At 41.1% G+C, this 18006-nt stretch carries 17 protein-coding genes; all 17 read left to right on the forward strand.

Annotated elements, in window-relative coordinates:
* Nucleotides 1-78 precede the first annotated feature (78 nt).
* The 17 genes from GGD38_RS31085 to traM all read left to right on the forward strand — a co-directional run bounded on the left by GGD38_RS31085 (nt 79) and on the right by traM (nt 17981).
* A complete protein-coding gene (locus GGD38_RS31085; protein WP_375303347.1) occupies nt 79-936 on the forward strand; it encodes an RteC domain-containing protein in 858 nt (285 codons plus the stop codon).
* Between the two features lie 90 nt (nt 937-1026).
* Complete coding sequence (locus GGD38_RS31090; protein ID WP_375303346.1) at nt 1027-1554, forward strand: hypothetical protein; 528 nt, start codon at nt 1027-1029, stop codon at nt 1552-1554.
* A gap of 154 nt (nt 1555-1708) precedes the next feature.
* Nucleotides 1709-2020, forward strand: coding sequence for a DUF4134 domain-containing protein (locus GGD38_RS31095; RefSeq protein WP_375303345.1), 312 nt, complete (start codon nt 1709-1711; stop codon nt 2018-2020).
* 9 nt (nt 2021-2029) lie between these two features.
* The gene (locus tag GGD38_RS31100; RefSeq protein ID WP_375303344.1) at nt 2030-2479 is read left to right on the forward strand and encodes a hypothetical protein; all 450 of its coding nucleotides are present in this window, start codon (nt 2030-2032) and stop codon (nt 2477-2479) included.
* A gap of 44 nt (nt 2480-2523) precedes the next feature.
* Entirely contained in the window at nt 2524-2967 is a 444-nt protein-coding gene (locus tag GGD38_RS31105; protein ID WP_375303343.1) for a DUF1896 family protein, read from the forward strand.
* A gap of 14 nt (nt 2968-2981) precedes the next feature.
* Nucleotides 2982-8576 carry an Eco57I restriction-modification methylase domain-containing protein gene (locus tag GGD38_RS31110; protein ID WP_375303342.1) on the forward strand — a complete coding sequence of 1865 codons (5595 nt, stop codon included), beginning with the start codon at nt 2982-2984 and terminating at the stop codon, nt 8574-8576.
* Nucleotide 8577: 1 nt separating this feature from the next.
* A complete protein-coding gene (locus tag GGD38_RS31115; RefSeq protein ID WP_375303341.1) occupies nt 8578-8973 on the forward strand; it encodes a DUF4133 domain-containing protein in 396 nt (131 codons plus the stop codon).
* Complete coding sequence (locus GGD38_RS31120) at nt 8921-11428, forward strand: TraG family conjugative transposon ATPase (RefSeq protein ID WP_375303340.1); 2508 nt, start codon at nt 8921-8923, stop codon at nt 11426-11428. The genes GGD38_RS31115 and GGD38_RS31120 overlap by 53 nt, the downstream gene beginning before the upstream one ends.
* Before the next feature lie 25 nt (nt 11429-11453).
* Nucleotides 11454-11837 carry a hypothetical protein gene (locus GGD38_RS31125; protein WP_375303339.1) on the forward strand — a complete coding sequence of 128 codons (384 nt, stop codon included), beginning with the start codon at nt 11454-11456 and terminating at the stop codon, nt 11835-11837.
* A 57-nt stretch (nt 11838-11894) separates the two neighbouring features.
* A complete protein-coding gene (locus tag GGD38_RS31130) occupies nt 11895-12581 on the forward strand; it encodes a conjugal transfer protein TraI (RefSeq protein WP_375303338.1) in 687 nt (228 codons plus the stop codon).
* Between the two features lie 14 nt (nt 12582-12595).
* Complete coding sequence (locus GGD38_RS31135) at nt 12596-13033, forward strand: hypothetical protein (RefSeq protein WP_375303337.1); 438 nt, start codon at nt 12596-12598, stop codon at nt 13031-13033.
* On the forward strand, nt 13030-13698 hold the full coding sequence (locus GGD38_RS31140) for a hypothetical protein (RefSeq protein ID WP_375303336.1): 669 nt from the start codon (nt 13030-13032) through the stop codon (nt 13696-13698). The genes GGD38_RS31135 and GGD38_RS31140 overlap by 4 nt, the downstream gene beginning before the upstream one ends.
* 40 nt (nt 13699-13738) lie before the next feature.
* Nucleotides 13739-14374 (forward strand): TerB family tellurite resistance protein, encoded by a 636-nt coding sequence (locus tag GGD38_RS31145; RefSeq protein ID WP_375303335.1) that lies wholly within the window; start codon nt 13739-13741, stop codon nt 14372-14374.
* A 19-nt stretch (nt 14375-14393) separates the two neighbouring features.
* Nucleotides 14394-15581 (forward strand): conjugative transposon protein TraJ, encoded by a 1188-nt coding sequence (traJ, locus tag GGD38_RS31150; protein WP_375303334.1) that lies wholly within the window; start codon nt 14394-14396, stop codon nt 15579-15581.
* A 67-nt stretch (nt 15582-15648) separates the two neighbouring features.
* Nucleotides 15649-16269: a conjugative transposon protein TraK gene (traK, locus tag GGD38_RS31155; RefSeq protein WP_375303333.1), complete on the forward strand. Its 621-nt coding sequence runs from the start codon at nt 15649-15651 to the stop codon at nt 16267-16269.
* A 1-nt stretch (nt 16270) separates the two neighbouring features.
* Nucleotides 16271-16723 (forward strand): hypothetical protein, encoded by a 453-nt coding sequence (locus tag GGD38_RS31160; RefSeq protein WP_375303332.1) that lies wholly within the window; start codon nt 16271-16273, stop codon nt 16721-16723.
* A 16-nt stretch (nt 16724-16739) separates the two neighbouring features.
* Nucleotides 16740-17981 (forward strand): conjugative transposon protein TraM, encoded by a 1242-nt coding sequence (traM, locus tag GGD38_RS31165; protein WP_375303331.1) that lies wholly within the window; start codon nt 16740-16742, stop codon nt 17979-17981.
* Nucleotides 17982-18006: the final 25 nt, after the last annotated feature.

The following is an 18006-nucleotide window of genomic DNA, read 5'->3' on the forward strand; positions in this document are numbered from 1 at the left end:
AGTTTACTTGCTGATGCAAAACACCTTTGGCCTGTTTGCGCTTGTAGCCATTTCTATTGTCACCTAAAACCTTACAATATGGAATTCCAACAGCGCGATGAAGTCTTTTGCGAAGGGCTTCTGAAACAACTTGAAGATGATCTACTCGCTATTTCGAAAGATGAATATGGGGAAATCGTACAAGCAAGGATGTCGATGGAAATTTGCTTACAGTATTGTGTGAATCTGCGATCTACACAACCGTCGTTTCAGTCCACTGAACAGGAGGTGAACTTTTTTCGTGAAGTGAAGCCCCGGTTCACTGCTCGGTACATTTTTTACGCTGAGTTGTACCATATTCTTCTCAACAATTTTACCATCAGCCCCGAAGTAGAGGAAAGCTACTATCGAAGGCATTTACAAAGGGTGAAAATATTTATGGAACGTTATGCCCAATTTTATCAATATTATAAAAGCGGGTTAAACTACCTAGATCATTCTTATTTTACCAGGCATTCGGATAACGGCCAAACTGCCCTGCAAGAATTTATAGATTTTGATCGAGGCTACTCTACGGGATATGACTACCTGCTGGCGAAAATCATCGCCTATGAAATGCTCTGCCAGGAGCTTAATCAGCGAATTACACGCCTCAAGCAGTCCGGATCAACCGACCACCAACAACAGCCGCGCTTCGTCCTTACCTGGACGGCACCAAAGGTCGCCATGATAGAATTAATATACGGACTGTATGCCAGTGGTGTGTTTAACCACTCACAGGTTGATCTTAAACGAATAGCGGAAGCTTTCTCTCAATTCTTCAATCTCCCCTTAAATAATATCTACAAGGTGTGGGAGGAAATCAGACTCCGACAAAAAAATAGAACTGCATTTTTGGACAATTTACGATCCAGTCTCTTACGGAAGATGGATGACGATGATCTGGCCGCCAAGTAAATTCTTTTTCCCATATGGGAAAAGATGTGAAGTGCCGCCTTCCTGTAATAGCATATTTGTGATGTGATTTGAACAAATAAAGCTATTACAATGGATACACTATTTGTTAATGCATCGTGGAAACAATACTTTCTAATTTTAGCTATAGTGCTTGGCGTTTTTTATCTGATACTTTTCTTTTTGTTCTCTCGGAAAAAGCGCCTTTCCACTGGCAACAGCAGTACATCAAATTTTCAGAGTAATATAGCGGCAAAAGCCGATCCCGATCGACAAGACTTTTCTGATGATACATCCGAACAAGAGAATGGGCCGAGATATAACACGAAGCAAGGCCATGAAGACCATATACAAGAATATGAGCCAGAGGATGATGATGGTGCGTTTGACAGCTTAGAAGAACTCGCGTCTCGTATTGAAAAAGTATTGTTACAGGGATTGCCTGGCACGGACAAAGCAACGCTTCTTACTGACTTGAAAAGTGTATTACAAGTTTACCCTCAATTAAATAAACTTCCCTTTCGTGTAGCTATTAATAATGTTATCATAAAACGAGCGAAACAACACTGTGGCATTGATGTTAGCGATGCCGAGGTAGAAGCTTTGTGGCTAGTCGCCTAAGTTGGCAATGTTCGAAGGATAGGATAGTGGTTAAGGTTGGATCTATGGGAACCCTGTGTGATGAATGGTTAATGGTGGGTTAATGAAACAGGGTTCCCTTCTATTGGAAAAATCGTGAAGTATGAATATGTGTAGAATGGTTAAACGGTTCAAAATGAACCGAGGTGGACGATGTATAGGATTTTTTACACTCGTGTTGTTAACGGTAAGACAGAAGCTACTTGCACAAGCTGCCGGCGAAGGGCTCACTGGCGCGACGACTGAAGTAACAAAATATTTCGGTTTAGGCGTGACGCTAATGTATAGTATTGGCGCCGTTGTGGGCATTGTCGGAGCCATTAAAGTGTATAATAAATGGAACGCGGGTGACCAGGACACGTCGAAGGTGGCGGCTAGTTGGTTTGGTTCATGCATTTTTTTAGTAGTAGTCGCAACCGTCCTGCGTGGATTTTTTGGTGTGTCTTAAAAAGCGCTTATGCAAAATATCAAGGAACGGAGTGTATTGCCACGTATCTCCCTGGCCGGTACAGAGTTTTACATTGACATTCGGTTGATGGAGATGCGGCAAGTAGACCAGTGGTTTAATCGCATTAGTCTTAACCAACTTGATGTTACCAGGGATGGAGAGCATTATCTACTATTCTTTAATAAAAAGAAGAATACATTATTTACCAATAATAGTAATGTTGAACTACTTCCCAAACATGTCGTTTGTTTAAAAATCCCCCATGAACTAGCGCTGGACCCGATAGTTTATGCGAGGAAAATGGGGCAGCCAGATAATGCGTTTTTACATCTTTTTCCGGCCGTTGATTTGCGGCAAGCTGAAGAAATTGATGTCAACTCCATCTTTCCGGGACGTAGACTGCGTCCCAAACAGGCACGTCTTGTACGGTCTGGTTTAAACAAGGGTATAAAGAAGTAATGGCAATTTGTTTTTACCGTAATCTTAATCTCAAATCAATAATTATGGAACAGGTATTAAGAAGAAAATTACACGCTTACCTGGTAGAGAATAATCCTGATCTACTTATCTCCCTTCAGGAAGAAAGTAAATTAGGGGATTACCTGGACACGCTAATCCAGTTGGTTCAGCCGACCATTGACCAGATGCTACTCGATGGCAAACCGCCCTATCTGGTGCAGGAATATTGCCTCGAAGAGGTAACCAAAGAACTCCGGCCATCAAAATTTCATTATATCCGATCTGTTCTTGAAGAGGAATTTGAGCCGCAACTACTGCAACTGCAAAATGAATCAGGCATTTTACTATATGAAATAATCAATCTCATCAACGCTTGTAATCCGGTTTTTGATAAATATAACTTTTCCTCATTAGAAGAAGAGAACAGGTATCTACATTATGAAATTACTGGTGCGATTAAAGAATATTTCGAAAGGAAGATAGCTTAAGTATAGGAGGTGTTATGGCATACAACGTGGCGAAGAAACTGAGTGATAATATTACCGCTTTACATACAGCTTTAAAATGGATGCCAGGTCAGACATTATCAGCGTCGGAATTGCACGTGCTAAAAAACTATTCTGGTTTTGGTGGTATTAAAGCGGTATTGTTACCTAACGCTTCGCAAGAGGAATGGGTTAAACATAAAGCATCTTCCGATGATATGCGACTGTATTACCCTGTTCAGGGTTTTCACGAGATGCTTCAAAACTATTTCAATGATGTAGCGTACAAACGAACGATTGATTCGCTAAAAAGTAGTGTGCTTACAGCATTTTACACGCCTAACGTAGTACCAAGAACGGTGTATAACATCCTGCAACAACAAGGCATTTCTCCTAAGCGAATATATGAGCCAAGTGCAGGTGCAGGTGTTTTTATCACCGAAGCCATTAAAGCCTTCCCGACACTTGAGCGCATTACGGCTGTTGAAAAAGATCTGTTAACTGGAACAATATTGAATGCCCTTTCCTCCAGCTGGCCAGTAGAAAGTAAAGTGCACAATTGTGGTTTTGAGGAAACGCCGACCGGTGATAACAACCAGTATGATTTAATTGTCAGTAATATACCTTTCGGTAATTTCCAGGTATATGATCAAACTTTTGCAGATAAATCGCTCACTTCGAAAATTCACAATTATTTCTTTGTAAAAGCACTCGAAAAAATTGGGGAAGGTGGATTGTTGGCTTTTATAACCACCAATGCATTTCTGGATAGCCCATCAAATCGAAATGCTCGTGAATACCTGTTTCAACGTTCGGATCTAGTTAGCGTCGTGGTCATGCCGGATAATTTGATGAAAGAAACAGGAAATACGGAAGCGCCCAGCCACCTGGTCCTCGTACAAAAGAATTCTTTCAAAACGAATTTATCTGCTTCTGAGGAACTGGTTGTCGAAACCAGTACCCGTGAAAACGAATTCGGCGTTTACACTATCAACAAATTTATTGCCCTCAGCGAGCAGCAACGATATGTTGGTAATGAAATGACGGAAGATAAAGATCAATATGGCAAGGCACATTTAAAGGTTTGGCAAAAAGGAAATATAAACGAGGTGGCGGATGCTTTATCAGCTTTATTAACCGACGATGTTGTTGCCAATTTTAACAAAGAAGCGTTTGATCGCCTGCAACGTTCTTTTGCACCAGGAATCAATGAAGAAAAAAAGTTATTTACGGTTCGGCCCATGCCTGACAGAAAACTGGAAGCGGTATCTTCTCAGATGGGACTATTCGATGCTGGGATGGCAGATAATTCCAACCGCGCCATTGATTATATTTCAAGCGATGATGAATTAGTGGTTAAAAAAGAAACGGCACGCCTGATTAGTAGTATAAAAACAACAGACCGCCCAGACCATGATGTTGTTGTACTGCTTACCGCAAAAACCAAAGCCGGTGGACAATATCTCTATAAGCTCTATGCGAATGTAGAGGAATTGCAATTTCCCCAGAAGTGGATGGATGCTGGTTTGCTGACCCATTGTTTAAAAGAATTGTCATCCTCCTTACGACAGTATCCTTATAATTTTAATTACCAGGGCGACAAGACCCTTGAGCACACTTTTAATCTGACGAATACAGATCCTAATGTTGTAGGTAGTGTAAAAGATTTTTATAAAAACGGGATCCTTGTTCTCTTTGATTCAAAGGTAGGAACGTTAAAAGATGTAGATAAAGAAAATGACCAGGCCATCTTTACTGCTTTTCCAGTAAGCGAAAAAGACCGTAAATTTTATGAACGTTATATCGCGCTGCGCGATACCTATTGCAACTTAATGGCTAATATCGAAGATGTTTCTTTGAGCCACCCATTAAAAATTCAGTTAAATAACAGTTACGATGAGTTCATTGGAGCATATGGAGAACTCAATGCTACCGGAAATAAAAGATTAATCTTAAAAGATGAGGCCTATGGTAACATTATCCTTTTCTCGCTTGAACGATTGGAAAACAGCGCCTACGTTAAATCAGATTTCCTAAAAGATGCCCTGCATGAACAACAGCAGAAATATACCACAGATGTTCCCACAGAGGCTTTAGCCCGATCGCTCAATGATAGTGGTAAAGTGGATCTTGAATTTATTAGTGAGGCAACCGGTAAAACGATTGAAGAAACAATTGCTGACCTGCGGGATCATATTTATCTGAATCCGCAAACCCGCAAATGGGAAACAACCGACCAATATCTCAGTGGAAACGTGGTCGAAAAGCTCGTAGTAGCACAGCATGCGGTGCAGGGCAATAAAGATGCGGAGGTTGTTCGAAGTATAGAGGCTATCCGCAGGGTACAACCGGAGACCATTCCCTTTGAATTATTGGATTTTAATTTAGGTGAGCGCTGGATTCCTGTAGCCTATTATAATTCTTTTGCCCAACATTTATTTGGACAGCGTGTTGATGTGAACTTCCTGCGTTCTGCTGACAGTTTTAGGGTTACGGCGACCAGTAGAAATGCAAAGATTACCGAAGAGTATGCAATTAAGCCGAAAAGTGGCCATGATATGTACGGCACGACTTTGTTAGAACACGCCATGGAAAATACTTCTCCCTATTTTACCTATGAAGTATCGGGGCCTGATGGCAGTAAGATTCGTGTACAGGATGCCGAAGCTATACAACTGGCCAACCAAAAAATAGAATCCATCCGTCAGCAATTTACGGAGTGGATGAGATCACTACCGTTTGAAGAGGCCAAAAAGCTGGAACGGCTATATAATGACACCTATAATTGTTATGTGCTCAGGGAGTATGATGGTAGCCATCAACAATTTCCTGGTTTAAATAGAGAAGGGTTGGGCATATCAGACTTGTATAGTTCTCAGAAAAATGCTATTTGGCGAATAGTACAAAACCGTGGCGCTTTAATTGACCATGAAGTGGGACTCGGAAAAACACTGACGATGATTGTCGCAGCCAGAGAGATGAAACGGTTAGGTATTATCCGCAAGCCTGCAATACTTGCGCTGAAGGCAAATGTCCGGCAAATTGTAGAAACTTATCGTAAAGCATATCCCGGTAGTCGTGTCATCGCTCCCGCTGAAGACGATTTTACACCTTCCAAGCGACAGCAATTATTTCTACAAATCAAAAATAATAATTGGGACATTATCATCCTCACGCACGATCAATTTGGAAAGATACAGCAGTCGCTGGAAATACAGGAGAAGATATTCTTAGCCGAAATAGACAACCTGGTAAAAGATCTTCAAACCTTAAAGGAACAAGGTCAGGACGTGAACAAGAGAATGCTTCGTGGTCTTGAAATACGAAAGGAAAACCTCTCCGGTAAACTCAAGGAAGTACAACATAGGTTAAATGAAAAACGAGACGAAGATATTTCGTTTAAGGATTTAGGCATCGATCATTTATTTGTAGATGAATCCCATAAATTTAAAAATCTCACTTTCACCACCCGGCATGATCGGGTGGCTGGTCTCGGCAATATGGAAGGTAGCCAGAAGGCACTCAATATGCTCTTTGCTGTGCGCACTTTGCAGGAACGTTTTCATTCCGATTTATGTGTCACCTTTTTATCGGGTACACCCATTTCCAATAGCCTAACGGAAATGTATCTCCTATTTAAATATTTACGGCCCAGAGAACTGGAACGCCAGAGCATAGAAAACTTTGATGGCTGGGCGGCAGTTTTTGCTCGTAAAACCACCGATTTTGAATTTAGCGTCACTAATGAAATTGTTGCCAAGGAGCGGTTCAGGCATTTTATTAAGGTACCGGAACTGGCCTTGTTTTATAATGAAATTACAGACTACAAAACAGCTGCACATATACGTTTGGATAAACCGGAGTTGGATGAAGAGTTAGTGAACATATCACCGACGCCAGATCAACGCAGTTTTATTGACAAACTCATGCAGTTTGCTAAAAACGGAGATGCTACTTTAATTGGTCACCGGCCTTTGTCCAAAGAAGAAGAGAAAGGGAAGATGTTAATCGCTACGAATTATGCGAAAAAAATGTCGCTTGATATGCGATTGATTGATCCAAATGTATATGGCGACCACCCCGACAGCAAGATTAATGTATGCGTGCGGAAATTTGTTGAATGGTACCATAAAAGCGCTGAACACAAAGGGACGCAGCTTATTTTCTGCGATATGGGTACACCTGGAACTGCCGGATTTAATATATATGAAGCGATTAAAAATAAACTCGTCACTGACTTTAATATTCCAGCACAAGAAATTCAGTTTATTCATGATTGGCAAGGGAAAAAGAAAGTAGAGTTGTTCCGTAAAATGAATCGAGGTGAAATACGGGGGCTATTAGGGGGAAGTGATACGCTTGGAACCGGCAATAATGTGCAACGCAAAGTGGTGGCCATGCACCATTTGGATATTCCGTGGAAGCCTTCTGAACTGGAGCAGCGTAATGGCAGAGGTGCCCGGCAGGGTAATTGGCTGGCAAAAGAACATTACAATAATAAAGTTAAAAACTTCATTTATGCCGTTGAGCAGACGCTTGATAATTATAAATTCAATCTGCTCAAGAACAAACAGACGTTCATCAGCCAGATGAAAAACTCTTCGCTTCACGTGCGTACTATTGATGAAGGAGGTATAGACGAACAGTCCGGTATGAACTTCAGTGAATACATCGCTATTTTATCAGGTGATAATTCCTTATTGGAAAAATCGCGCATCGAAAAGAAAATAGCCGTACTGGAGAGTTTGAGAGGTGTTCACTATCGGGAATTAAGTCAATCAAAAGGCAAACTGGAATTTTTAAAAATTCGTCAGGCAGAAAATATTGGTATTATTGGAAAATTAATGGAAGACCAGAAAACCTATCACAGCCAATTAAAGCATGATAAGGATGGTGCGAAATTAAATCCAATTGAGATACCCACCTGCAGTAGTAAAGATGCCGAGAAAATCGGCCAATATTTGATTCAGCTGTACCATAGTTCGAAAAAAACAGCTCAACCGGAGAGTGAAACAAAAATCGGTTCATTGTATGGTTTCGATCTATATATTCGATTAATTCCGATTTATCGATCCAAGAATGATGACCCCATGGTTTGCAACTTCTTCGTGCAAAGTCCGCAAACCTTAATAAAATACACCTATAACGAGGGCTTTATCAATATTGATAATCCCAAATTAGCAGCCCGGTATTTCCTCAATGCCATCGACCGCATAGATTCCTTGCTCGATCAGCATCAAAAGAAGTTAGCGGAAATCGAGCGCGACATTCCCTTATTGGAAGATCTTATTATGAAGCCCTTCGACAAAGAAAAGGAACTGGACGCTCTCCGGCTGGAATTATCCGGTATAGAACGCACTATAGCCACTAAAATAAAAGAGCGTAATGAAGCGGCTACAATAAAAGAGCAACCAGGTGATACTACTCCTGACCACCCAATAGAAAAGCAGCAACCGAAAAAGGAAAAGGTACCAGTAGCAGAAGATATTGCACTAGCGGTTGGGAGCGAAACGGCGGCAGTACACCGACAACCTATCAACCGAAGGGCGGTCGCGTCGCGGGTAATTGCTCCTGCTGTTAGTGATCATCATCAAAAGCCTAAAATAAAATAATATGTCATTAGTATTTGAAATCAATAAAGGCGTTAATAAAGCGATTGAATTCCGGGGCATCAAAGCACAGTATATCACATTCCTGGCAATAGGTTTGGTTGGGTTGCTCATATTATTTGCCGTCTGCTATTTCATCGGCATTCCAACTTATTTCACATTGCTGCTGGTGCTGGTTTTGGGATTTTTTTTGTTTTCATGGGTATCAAACGTGAGTCGCAAATATGGGGAATATGGGTTAATGAAACAAGCAGCATATAAAAGAGTACCGGTAGCTATTGTCTGCCGTTCTCGAAAGACATTTATCGGACTAAACAAACGGGAGGTGAAAGATGATAGTAGGGATAATGATCGCACTAGTCGTACTGGCAGGAGTTATTCTTCAGTTAAGGGTAAGTAAATCAGACGCTAAATCTATGGAAGCTATATTACCGATATTTAGAATAGAAAATGGGTGCATACTTTCAAAAAATGGTGACATTACTGTTACGTACAAACTGGAGTTGCCGGAAATTTTCACACTTAGCTCGGAGGATTATGAAAATATACATCACAACTGGACCAGGGCATTAAAGGTACTTCCAGCCAATACAGTTGTTCATAAACAGGACTGGTGTTTGGAGTCAACGTATTCCCCTGACATCGACGAGCAGAAGGACAGTTTCTTAGCGAAGAGCGGTAAACGGTTTTTTTCGGGTAGAAAGTTTTTGGAGCACCATACGCTACTGATGATTACCCGGCGTGCCAATGGCAGAAAACCTTCGACCTCTGTTTTCTCGAATCTCCTTCGCCCCTCTATCGTTCCGCAGGATTTAACCAACCAGGATCTGTTGCAGGAATTTTTGAATAAGGCAGGACAGTTTAAAAAGTTGCTGGCCGAGAATAACTACATTAAGGTTCATGAACTCAGCAATAATGATATAGTGGGTAATAAAGAACTGACAGGGATATTGGAGCAATATTGTTTTTTATTACCACCGACAAGCCAGCCTGTTGTAAAGGATATTTTATTTAAACCGGAACTGAGGATCGGTGAACATTACTTGCAAATGTATACCATGAGTGACATCGAAGATTTGCCTTCTCTATGCGGCCCCAGGATCACCTACGATAAATTCAGCACCGATAAATCAAAATTTAGCATTGGCTTTGCTGCACCAGTTGGTCTGCTACTATCTTGCAATCACGTCTATAATCAGTTTTTAGTGATCGAGGACACACAGCAAACCTTAAAAAAAATGGAAAGTAAGCGGAGAAGACTGCAATCACTCTCGGCATATTCCAGAGAAAATGCCATATCCAGGGATGCTACTAACGCTTATTTAAATGAAGCGTTTAGTCAGCAACGGTTGCCGGTACGTGCACATTTTAATATTATGGCGTGGACTAGCGATCCCGAAGAACTGAATAACTTACGCAATATGGCCTCAGCCGCTATCGCTCAAATGGATGCCGTACCTCGCCAAGAAATAAAGGGTGCCCCTCAACTGTTTTGGGCAGCACTACCCGGCAATGCAGGAGATCTGCCCGTAAACGAAACCTTTCTTTCCTTTGCTGAACAGGCCGCCTGTTTCTTTTTGGCGGAAACCAATTACCGATCAGCTGCACCTGGTACCGGCATCCGCTTTGCCGATCGATTGTCCAGCGTGCCACTAGAAGTAGATCTATTCGATGGGCCACGTCGGGAAGGAATTTCTTCAAATATGGGTACCCTGGTTTGCGGAACGTCGGGTGGGGGTAAGTCGATGACGGTCAATCATATCCTAAGGTCTTTGTATGATCAGGGAGCGCACTGCGTTACCCTAGACATTGGCGGTAGCTACAAGGGACTATGTGAACTGCTGGGCGGCTACTATTTTGCTTATAATGAAAAAAAGCCCATAAAATTCAATCCTTTCTATTTGCCCACTGGCGAAAAATTGGATACTGAAAAAAAAGAAAGCCTTAAATCACTATTGGTTGCACTGTGGAAGCAGGAAGATGAACGTTTCAACCGGTCTGAATATGTGGCTTTATCCAATGCACTACAAGGCTATTACCAATTTATCGAAGAAAATAAACACATATTTCCATGCTTTAATACCTTTTATGAGTATTTAGAACAAAAATATGTCGAGGTGCTTAAATCGCATAAAGTAAGTGAACGGGATTTCAGTGTTGACAACTTCTTATATGTTTTAAGACCATACTACGCCGGCGGCGAATTTGATTACTTATTGAACGCCACAGAGAACCTTGATTTATTGAGTCAGCGGTTTGTTGTCATAGAGATGGACAATATTAAGGACCACCCCATTTTATTCCCGGTTTGCACGCTATTGCTCACAGAATTGTTTCTAAGCAAAATGCGTAAGCTGCACGGGATCAGAAAAGTATTAACCATTGATGAAGCGTGGAAGGCTATTGCTAAATCAGGTACCGCTGAATTCATCAAGTATGCGTTTAAAACGATTCGTAAATTCAATGGCATCCCTATTGTCATCACGCAAGAACTCGACGACCTGGTTAATTCACCAATTATAAAAGATGCGATAATCAATAACGCAGACATTAAAATATTGATGGATATGCGTAAATTTATGAACAAGTTTGACAAGCTACAAGAGACGTTAGGAATGTCAGAGAAAGGGAAAAATATTCTCTTATCGGTCAACAAAGATAATCGCGAAATATACATTGAGATAGGCGGGCAGATCATGAAGGTGTTCAAGAATGAACTATGTCCCGAAGAATATTTTACTTATACCACAGAAGGACGTGAACGAGTGAAAGTATTGGAATATGCGGAGAAGTTCGGTTCCATGCAAAAAGGGATAACCGCATTGGTAGCCGAGCGGCAGAATAATAAAAATTAATTATTCACCATAAAACCTATCACTTATGAACAGACTTATTGCTGTATTTTTTATGGGATGGCTCTTGGCATCCTGTTCATCGGGAAGTACAACAGTGGAGAGCGCACTTCCCGGACAGTATTTTAGAGAAGGCGGCGATAGTAGCGCTTCGTTTAAACAAACGCTTACCATCGCTAAAAATCCCGGACAAGCTGACAACGTATTTACTGTTGAAAGTAAAAGTTTGGAAAGGCGACTGGATGATAATAACAAACCTATCGAAAAGCCTGAAGAAACGGAATCGTTTACCGGCATCTACCACGCGGATAAAAAGTTATTGGAGTTAGTAGAAAAAGGGAGTTATTATTCTGTTGATCTTGAAAATGGGAAATTGACGAATGGTAAGGTGACTTTTGACCGTGTGAAGTAACAATTGATGGATTTGTGATAGATTGGATTTATTGTGAGATTGGAAAAGTAGTGTAGTATGGAAAGTGGAGTTAGGAGCCTGATTTGTTGCATGTCTTTTGTGCTGCTTGTATTTGTACCATTAGGCAAAGCTCACGCACAAGACCCGATTAAAGAGGTTATTAAAGCGGCTGTTATCAAAGTAATAAAAGCCGTTGATTTGCAGATACAACGTTTGCAAAATGAAACGATTCGCCTGCAAAATGCGCAGCGAGCGGTAGAAAACACACTCAGTAAATTAAAGCTTGAACAGATTACCGAGTGGGTGGAAAAGCAACGGGCACTATATGCCGATTACTATGACGAATTATGGAAGGTTAAACAAGCGATAACGTATTACCGTCAAATTAACGGTATTGTCCAACAGCAGCTCCAGCTGGTGGAAGAATATAAACGCGCCAGTGCGATTGTTCGGCGCGATAAGAATTTCACACCGAAAGAAACCAACTACATCAGTCAGGTGTATGCTGGCATATTGGATGCCAGCATACAAAACATCGAACAAATATTTTTAATTGTCAATTCCTTTAAGACACAAATGAGTGATGCCAAACGTTTGGAACTCATCGCTCATGCTGCTGATGATATTGATAAAAATTTAATGGATCTACGCCGGTTTAATAATAGCAATACTGTCTTGAGTTTACAGCGCGCAAAAGATGCTGCCGAAATCAACATGGTGAAAATGATGTATGGATTAGAATAAAAAATTGGAAGGATATGTTAAACGTAAAGGAAATGTTGGCTCGACATAAAGATGTCTTGTATGCCAAAGGATATTCAGAAGATCAGGTGAAATCAGGTTCTCCACCGGGTGCTCTTATGAATGACCTGGAGAAAAAATTATCCGAAGCTATAGGCGCGGTGACGGATAGTAATCCTTCTAAATGGTTTCGCACGGAATTAAAGGGTAAACTATATATAACGGATGACATCACTTATAATTTCAATTATTGCTATGATAAACGTATCAGTGAGCTGTCGCTCGGAAGTGTGGAAGCGCACTACAAAGATCTCTGGAAAGTGATGGTGTTCATTAAGCCCCAAGATTGTCCTTCCGAAAAGGAAATGAATGCACTGGTGCGTCCAAAAGCTATAAAGCGGCGGCCGCGAATGATTCGTGATGATGTAGGTGTTAAAAATAAAATTGGTTTATGAGTAGCAGGGAAATGATGAGAAAGATCGTAATTCGTTTTTTGCCGGTTGTTGTTTTTTCAATGTCGTGTTCAATAACATTCGCGCAAACCTGGGATGAATGGTTTCGCCAAAGCCGCACGCAGATCAGGTATCTGGTGACGCAGATTGGTGAATTGAAAGTATATGCCCATTTACTACAGCAAGGATATACAGTTGCCAAAGATGGCTGGCAACTGGTGGGTGATATAAAGAATGGAGAGTTTTCTTTACATAACCAATATTTTACTTCTTTAAAGCAGGTTAATCCGTTTATCACCGAGTTTGCACATGTGGCAGAAATTGCTGCCCTACAAGCCTCTATTTACAAAAGATATCGAAAAGTGTGGGCCGAGGCGCAGTCTTGTGGTTTATTTACCAGCTCAGACCTGCAACTTTTTCAGAATACATTTTCCGCATTTATTGATGATGTTACGCACACGGTCGATGAACTCGTTCGCGTCACGTCTTCCCATAAGCTGGAAATGTCCGATGATGAGCGCATTAAACGTATTGAATTATTAAAAGCAAACGTTATGCAACAGGTCGCCGATTTGCGCACTATGGAAAAAGACATTAGGGGTACAGCAAATATGCGGGTGATGCAGCAGGCTGAAATAGAACTAGCCAGACGGTTATATGCAAAGTAGTGAGTAGAAATGTTCAGGTGTATCAAAGAAAGGAGGTGTTATGAAGAATTGGACAGTCGTCGTGGTAATCGTTAGTTTATTGTTAATGCAATCCCCGCGGGCAAGCGCCCAGCAACACGAAATTCAGCAACTCTTACTGAATGTAGAAAAGCTGGCCGAGTTAAAGAAGATTTTACAAAACATGTATGAAGGGTATCGTATTCTGGAACAGGGGTACAATAAGGTGAGAGATATTGCTAACGGTAATTACAAATTGCATCAGGTATTCTTGGATGGCTTATTGTTGGTTAATCCAGAAGTGAAAAAGTATTATAAGGTAGCCGAAATCATTCAATTCCAATTACTGCTCGTTAAAGAATACAAAGCTGCTTTTAAGTCCTTCACAGACTGCAATATGTTTACGACAAACGAATTGCAATACATTTCCGATGTCTACAATAAATTATTTAAAGAAAGCACTGAGAATTTAAATGCATTATTAATGGTGGTAACGGCTGGTCAACTACGCATGTCCGATGATGAACGGTTAACAGCTATTGATCAGTTATATGATCAAATGCAAACTAAGTTATCTTTTTTGCGGCATTTCAATAAGGATAACCAGGTGCTGGCACTTCAGCGGTTAAAAGAATCCGGTGAACTGAACAGCGTGAAGCGGATGTATGGTATAGAGTAAGAAAAATAAAAGATGAAGTATGGAAAGAGGAAGATGGTTGTTGATGATGATGGTGATGTTATGCGTGCCCGCTATTACATTTGGCCAGGATACGGCTACAGAAATCAAAGGACTGCAGCAGGTGTTGAACAATCTTTACAAAGAGCTGCTGCCATTGTGCGGCGAGCTTAGAGACGTTGGTCGTGCACTGGCAGGGTTTGCAGCGATATTTTATATTGGCAACCGCGTGTGGCGCGCCATAGCGGCGGCTGAACCTGTTGATTTTTATCCTTTGTTTCGGCCATTCGCTACCGGTATGGCTATTATGCTCTTTCCCTCACTCCTGCACACTTTTAATTCAGTATTAGAACCAACCGTCGCTGGCACCAGTGCTTTAGTAAAAAATTCGAATAAAGCGGTAGAAGAATTATTAAAACAGAAGGAAGCAGAAATTAAGAAATCAAAAAAATGGGAAGCGCTTGTCGGTGCCACCGGTGAAGGTGACCGAGATGTTTGGATGCGTTACTATCATCCCTCTGAAGTGAACGATGAAGGCATCTTCGGGAAAATAGGCAATGATGTTGAGTTTGCTTTGGCAAAAATGTCTTACAATTTTCGGAACTCTATTAAAAAAGTCATTGCTACTATTCTTCAGATCTTGTACGAAGCCGCCGCTTTATGTGTCAACACCCTGCGCATTTTTAAACTCATCATTTTAGCGATTATTGGTCCGCTGGTTCTTGGCTTGTCCGTATTTGACGGCTTTCATCACACACTGCAAGTTTACCTGGCGCGATATATCAACGTGTTTTTGTGGTTACCCATCTGTAACATTCTTTCTGCGTTACTCGGTAAAATACAGGAGAACATGATTAAACTTGATTTGTCGCAGATTGCTAATGCTGGTGATACTTTTTTTAGTTCTTACGATTTGGGTTATATTATTTTTATGATCATCGGCATTATTTGTTTTACTACTGTTCCGTCGATCGCGGATGAAATTGTTTTTGTAGGTGGTGGCATCGGTATGCAAAGTAAAGTGACGCAAATGTTTTCAAATGCAAGGAATACTGTTACCTATGGTACTTATTCTACGGCTTCTGGCATGGCCGGCGACATTTATAGTGACATCCGCAGTAACATGGCAGGAGGAATGGCTAGAAGCAGTTCAGGGGATTATTTTTCGGATGCCAATAGCTCTATGCGTGGCCGCATATCTGGTAAGTAGGAAGTCGATAAAACAAATAAGATTGAAGAAATTGATAGTAAGACAATTGAAGATGTAAACGAAGGATATGTTTAAACAATTGAGTAATATCGAAACTGCATTTAAGCATGTTAGGCTGTTCACTGTAGTGATTATTATTGCCTGCATGACCATCACCTGCTTTAGTATTTATAAAGGCTATTCCTTTTCAGAGAATCAACGGCAGCAGGTGGTCATCTTTCCTGACGGAAAAGCCATTCTTGCCGTTTCCGGTACACGTAAAGATAATATTCCGGTAGAAGCCCGGCGTCATGTAAAGGATTTTCATGCTGCATTTTTTACACTGTCGCCAGACGATAAAGCAATTTCTGAAACGATGAAAAAAGCCATGTACCTCGCTGATGAATCTGCTAAACGGGTGTATAATGATTTGAAGGAAAACGGTTTCTTTTCTCAGTTAATTAGTTCCAATACCAGTCAGCATATCATTGTTGACAGCGTAAATGTCAATATCACCTCTTACCCGTATTATTTTAAGTTCTTTGGAAAGGTCCGTATCATCCGTCCGATGACCACCACTTTACGCAGCCTGATTAGCGAAGGATATTTACGCGATTTACAAGTGAGAACCGATAATAATTCCAACGGTTTTCTAATTGAACGTTGGGAAATACTAGACAATAAAGATCTCGAAGTACAAAAACGATAGTATGCGGTTGTTTAGAAGAAGAAAACATCCTCACCAGGTACAACAGGTGACCAGTAATTTGTTTCGCGTTGCATGTTTATCATTACAAAGAAAATGGGTACATCTCATGCAACGTTTGGATAATAAGTGCACGCTGCGTCAGAAAAAAGTGATATTAATTATTTTTTGCACTGCCGGATGTATTTATTGTATTTCACTTGGACTACACGCCTTTAACCGTCAACCACATCCACACTCTCCAATACCTACTACACCGCTTATCAAATCCGGGCAGCCTGATCCATTGTCCGATTCGAAATTGTCTGCCGCAGACACTGTAGCCATCCGTGGCTTTCGGTCAGCGATAGACAGTATGCTGAAAACAAATGCGGGTAAAGCTGCGCTGGATAGTTTGCAAGCAATTAGGCCCGGATTACTGGACAGCTTTTACCAAATGGAAAGAACGATTCAATAATTAAAAAACGTGATGTATGAATTTGACGAAAGAGAAACAAAAAAAAATAGTGCTATTTGTTGGATTGCCTGCGATTATTATCCTACTGTTAACCGTGGCATACTTTGGTATAAATGGATTTGAAAACGGTAAAAGTGATCAGGCACAGGCGCAAGGGATAAATACCAAACTGCCGTCGCCTGCCATCGAAGATCAACGTCCGTTGGATAAGCTCAGTATTTATTTACAAGCTGAAAAAGATTCAGCAGAAAAGGCGCAGCAAATCATCAAAGATCCATTTTTCCGGAATTTATCGGATTCCAATCCGCATGTATCACGCGAGGTTAAATTTCCAAACGCTGAGCCAGATGATATACGTTCTTTTTCCTGGCAACAAACACAAACCCAAAATGAACGGTTATTGCAGGATAAACTAAACTTGTTACGTGAACAACTCGACAATAATTCGGCTACCTTATCCACTAAGCAGCCGGATAAAATTTCACTGAGTAATTTACCCGATGAATTTCCTACAGCTGCGCATCATTATGAACAACCGCCCGCTGCGAACCCTGACCTGGTTCAAATAGACAGTGTACTCAACAAAATCCTCGATATTCAGTATCCGCAGCGCATAGCAGAAAAATATACCGGCCCCATTACTAAAAATGATATCAAACCATTATTTGTCAGTAATCGCTCGGGTGCAGATAGTTTATTATGGCATACAGATTTTGGTGGTGTTGAAAACAGCAAGCCTTTACCAACACGTAATCGCTTTTATGAATTGGAAGATTTTTCTATAGAAGACACCGCCAATGTTATCGCGGCTACCATCTATGGTACTCAAGAGGTGACTAATGGAATGACAGTAACCCTCCGACTTGACCAGGAAGTGTATTTGGGTCATCAAACCATTCCGGCAGGAACCTTGGTTTGGGGAGAAGGGCATTTAGTGCAGGACCGGTTTGCGGTGACCATTAAAAATATCAGTTTTAAAAACTCCTTCTTTCCCGTTGATATGGAAGTATTTTCTCGGGATGGCATTTCCGGGATACCGATTTCGGGTGCTATGAGTCATCAAGCCGCGAAACTGGCCATGGACAGAGGCGCGCAAAGCCTGCAAATTACCAGCTTATCTCCTTCACTGGCGGCACAAGCTGCATCAGCTGGAATTGAATCTGCCAAATCTTTATTGAGTAAAAAAGCCAAATTAATTAAAGTCACCTTGAAGGATGGACATCCTGTTTTGCTGAAAAATTCCAGCAATGGTAAATAGCTATAACCCAATTCTCAAAAATTAA

The sequence above is a fragment of the Niastella sp. OAS944 genome (assembly GCA_024809215.1).
Classification (GTDB): domain Bacteria; phylum Bacteroidota; class Bacteroidia; order Chitinophagales; family Chitinophagaceae; genus Niastella.

Excerpts from the sequence above, each read along its gene's own strand:
- GGD38_RS31085 (WP_375303347.1), top strand. The coding sequence starts at position 79 with ATGGAATTCCAACAGCGCGATGAAGTCTTTTGCGAAGGGCTTCTGAAA.
- GGD38_RS31090 (WP_375303346.1), top strand. The coding sequence starts at position 1,027 with ATGGATACACTATTTGTTAATGCATCGTGGAAACAATACTTTCTAATT.
- GGD38_RS31095 (WP_375303345.1), top strand. The coding sequence starts at position 1,709 with ATGAACCGAGGTGGACGATGTATAGGATTTTTTACACTCGTGTTGTTA.
- GGD38_RS31100 (WP_375303344.1), top strand. The coding sequence starts at position 2,030 with ATGCAAAATATCAAGGAACGGAGTGTATTGCCACGTATCTCCCTGGCC.
- GGD38_RS31105 (WP_375303343.1), top strand. The coding sequence starts at position 2,524 with ATGGAACAGGTATTAAGAAGAAAATTACACGCTTACCTGGTAGAGAAT.
- GGD38_RS31110 (WP_375303342.1), top strand. The coding sequence starts at position 2,982 with ATGGCATACAACGTGGCGAAGAAACTGAGTGATAATATTACCGCTTTA.
- GGD38_RS31115 (WP_375303341.1), top strand. The coding sequence starts at position 8,578 with ATGTCATTAGTATTTGAAATCAATAAAGGCGTTAATAAAGCGATTGAA.
- GGD38_RS31120 (WP_375303340.1), top strand. The coding sequence starts at position 8,921 with ATGATCGCACTAGTCGTACTGGCAGGAGTTATTCTTCAGTTAAGGGTA.
- GGD38_RS31125 (WP_375303339.1), top strand. The coding sequence starts at position 11,454 with ATGAACAGACTTATTGCTGTATTTTTTATGGGATGGCTCTTGGCATCC.
- GGD38_RS31130 (WP_375303338.1), top strand. The coding sequence starts at position 11,895 with ATGGAAAGTGGAGTTAGGAGCCTGATTTGTTGCATGTCTTTTGTGCTG.
- GGD38_RS31135 (WP_375303337.1), top strand. The coding sequence starts at position 12,596 with ATGTTAAACGTAAAGGAAATGTTGGCTCGACATAAAGATGTCTTGTAT.
- GGD38_RS31140 (WP_375303336.1), top strand. The coding sequence starts at position 13,030 with ATGAGTAGCAGGGAAATGATGAGAAAGATCGTAATTCGTTTTTTGCCG.
- GGD38_RS31145 (WP_375303335.1), top strand. The coding sequence starts at position 13,739 with ATGAAGAATTGGACAGTCGTCGTGGTAATCGTTAGTTTATTGTTAATG.
- traJ (WP_375303334.1), top strand. The coding sequence starts at position 14,394 with ATGGAAAGAGGAAGATGGTTGTTGATGATGATGGTGATGTTATGCGTG.
- traK (WP_375303333.1), top strand. The coding sequence starts at position 15,649 with ATGTTTAAACAATTGAGTAATATCGAAACTGCATTTAAGCATGTTAGG.
- GGD38_RS31160 (WP_375303332.1), top strand. The coding sequence starts at position 16,271 with ATGCGGTTGTTTAGAAGAAGAAAACATCCTCACCAGGTACAACAGGTG.
- traM (WP_375303331.1), top strand. The coding sequence starts at position 16,740 with ATGAATTTGACGAAAGAGAAACAAAAAAAAATAGTGCTATTTGTTGGA.